Origin of the sequence: Sphaerospermopsis reniformis, assembly GCF_005402885.1 — a bacterium.
Classification (GTDB): Bacteria; Cyanobacteriota; Cyanobacteriia; order Cyanobacteriales; family Nostocaceae; genus Sphaerospermopsis; species Sphaerospermopsis kisseleviana.
The window spans coordinates 1-3,277 of the sequence record NZ_BJCE01000372.1; the positions used below are offsets into that span (position 1 = coordinate 1).

3 protein-coding genes are annotated in these 3,277 nt (G+C 34.6%); all 3 read right to left on the bottom strand.

Going from position 1 to position 3,277, the window contains the following annotated elements:
• Positions 1 to 699 precede the first annotated feature (699 nt).
• Positions 700 to 2,025, bottom strand: a complete 1,326-nt coding sequence (locus tag FFR48_RS26480; protein ID WP_137669410.1) for a TIGR03279 family radical SAM protein — start codon at positions 2,023 to 2,025, stop codon at positions 700 to 702.
• Positions 2,026 to 2,140: 115 nt separating this feature from the next.
• Positions 2,141 to 3,061: an undecaprenyl-diphosphate phosphatase gene (locus FFR48_RS26490; protein ID WP_096567876.1), complete on the bottom strand. Its 921-nt coding sequence runs from the start codon at positions 3,059 to 3,061 to the stop codon at positions 2,141 to 2,143.
• A 38-nt stretch (positions 3,062 to 3,099) separates the two neighbouring features.
• Positions 3,100 to 3,234, bottom strand: a complete 135-nt coding sequence (locus tag FFR48_RS30300; RefSeq protein ID WP_268932472.1) for a hypothetical protein — start codon at positions 3,232 to 3,234, stop codon at positions 3,100 to 3,102.
• Positions 3,235 to 3,277 lie beyond the last annotated feature (43 nt).

Consider the following 3,277-nt stretch of genomic DNA (forward strand, 5'->3'; position numbering starts at 1 on the left):
TTCTTGGAAGCACTTGACTTAGTTTCAAATCCTGCTGACATAAACCTTTATTCCTAGAGTTGAAGGGGGAGCTTATCTCCTCATCTCACTTCTTTTGCTCCCATGTCAAGTCAAATTTTTCTCTGCTTGCTGCTGCTTATCTTGTTTCTTTTGTCAAGTTCATTTTATACCAAATTAGATGAGCTTACCCTGGTTCATTTACCTAAAAATCACCATTAAATTTATATTAAATATCGATATTTTCTAGATAGATAAAGTTTTATTAGAGAACACAAATTGTTCAAATTATAGTGCTGACAAGTAATGGATTTATAATGGCGATCGCACAATTTACATTTTGCATAATCATGCTTTCAGTAACTTCAATCTCTAGACAAACTGGCTCTAAATTATTAATTTATATCAAGTTAATAATTTTAGAGCTTAAATCTGATTGATTAAATTCAATTACTGATAATATCCGCAGGATTAACATAAATAACCTAACGAACTGTTAACCCTGAGTTAGAATTGATTACTTTCCTCTCACCGTACCGCAATAACCTTTCTATAGTTAACAACTGATTTTCCCATACTTTAACTCGATAGTGATTTTCCTTTGCTGCTGTACCCATCCAAATTTTAAATTGAGTCTGAAAACGAACGATTGGTGATGTACTACTGACAACTGATAACTGATAACTGATAACTGATAACTGTCTACTGACAACAAGTATTGATTAATTCCTCAACTCCCGCAACTGGGAATATACTGATATTCAACTGACGCGATACTTCTTCTACTGTCATATCATCTAAAAATATTAACTCACCATGTTTGAGCATGACACTAGGTAATAAAATACCATCTCCTAAATCTTGCCCTTTTAAATGATACAGTAAATCATGTCCGGTTAATAATCCGGTAACACTGATATTTTGCCCCCAATAATCACTATATAAAGCACGCATTTTTACATCCAAACCTTCTACATTATTTAACTGTTTAACCAGTGGTTTAAATGCCGTTTCTACTGCATTACCTACCACCCAAGTTAATTTTTTTGCAGGAAAGATTTTTGCTGGTAATAATTCGTTAGCTGCATGGGCAAATTGTTTAATAAATAAGCGAATAGAACCCACACCATTATCTAGTTGTGGATATTCTTCATATTCCGCTTCACTTGGTAATTCTGCACCAGCAATTAAAAACCATTCATCCGCTAACCAAGCTACATTAGAACCATATTTTTGTTTAAATTCTTGGCACAGTAATTTCACTTGAGAAATTACTTCTTTGGCTTTTTCTCTTGTTACAGGTACGAGTTCATCTTCTTGAGGACGAAATCGCGTTAAACCAACAGGAACAACTGCTACTGATGCTACTGCTGGTATTTCTCCTGTATGAAATGATGTCAAATCTCTTAATGTTTTTTCTAGATGTTCACCATCATTTATTCCTGGACAAACTACTACTTGAGCATGAATTTGTAACCGTCTTTCTTGAAACCATTTAAGTTGTTGTATAATCTGCCCAGCACGGGGATTTTTTAATAGTCTAGTTCTCACTTCTGGTTCTGTCGCATGAACAGAAACATATAAGGGAGATAACCGCATTTGTTCAATGCGTTGCCATTCTTTTTCTGGTAAATTTGTTAAGGTTAAATAAGAACCATATAAAAAACTCAACCGATAATCGTCATCTTTTAAATATAAGCTGGAACGTTTACCAGGTGGTTGTTGATCAATAAAGCAAAATGGACAACGGTTATTACATTGAATTAAATTATCAAATAAAGCCGTTGCAAATTCTAACCCTAAGTCTTCATCATAATCTTTTTCAATTTCAATTTGATGAGTTTTACCGCGAGTATCTAATACTTCAAGTTCTAAAAATTCATCTGCACACAAAAACTGATAATCAATTAAATCACGTGGTTTTGTACCATTAATGGCAACTATCGCATCACCAACTTCAAAACCAATTTCAGCAGCGATGGATTCGGGTAGCACCTTGGTAATTTTTGCAGGTTGAATGGTAGACATATATTAGGTAATTGGTAATTGGTAATTGGTAATTGGTGATTGGTAATTGGTGATTGGTGATTGGTAATTGGTGATTGGTGATTGGGAAAATACAAATAATTTCCCCCTGCTTATTTTATCCTTGCCAACCGTTGGCGATCGCTAATAAAATAGCACAACCAAAAGCTAATCTATACCAAACAAACACAAATGTATTTTTTGTTTGTAAGTACCTAATCAAAAATGCAATTGATAAATAAGAAAAAATAAAGGTGGAAACAATCCCTATAACTAATAATAAAACTATATTATCTGGTAATTGCCCTTCCTGAAACAACTGAAAAATTTTCAAACTTTTATATAAGGTAGCTATCGTCAAAGTAGGAAACCCTAATAAAAATGAAAACTTTGCTGCTGTATCACGTTCTAATCCTAGAAATAAGGCTGTAGTTAAGGTTGAACCAGAACGAGAAACCCCAGGAATTAAAGCTAGAGTTTGTCCTAATCCTACCAAAATACCATCCCGAATTTGTAAGGAATCAAAACCACGCTTGCGAGTTCCAACCTTTTCTGCCAAACCCAATAAAATCGACATGATCACTGACATTATAGCAATGACTAATGCACTTTCAGGTAAAACATCTTTTAACAGAAAACCCAAAATTAATGCCGGCATTGTTCCTACAGCAATACCCACCAATATTTTCCATTCTTCTCGTTGCCAATCTTGATCTTGAAATGCGGCAATTGCACCTGTAACAATACTAGAAATTTGTGACCAAAAATATAATAATATCGCTATCACACTACCAAATTGAATCGCATCCACAAAATCTTTAGCACCTAGTTCTTTCCAAGCAAATACTTTGGTGACTATTAACAAATGTGCTGTACTACTAATCGGTAAAAACTCTGTAATACCTTGCACAATACCTAAAATAAAAGCTTGCAACCATTCCGGGGTAACTTGTTTTGTATTTTCTGCTACGGCCAGCAAATGGGATGATAGTTGGGATGATAGTAAATATATACTACTTGCTTCTAAAATTGTTGTCATTAACCAGACTCCCAAAATGGATGTGTAATTTTAACAAATTATCCAACCTGATCCGCTATTGTCATCAGTTTTTCCGGGCAAGATTTTTTTGGGGACTGGGGACTGGGGACTGGGGACTGGGGACTGGGGACTGGGGACTGGGTAAAAACTAAATTCTTACTATATATTCCCAATTCCCAATTCCCAATTCCCTATTTCCTGAAATTTCCTGTATAA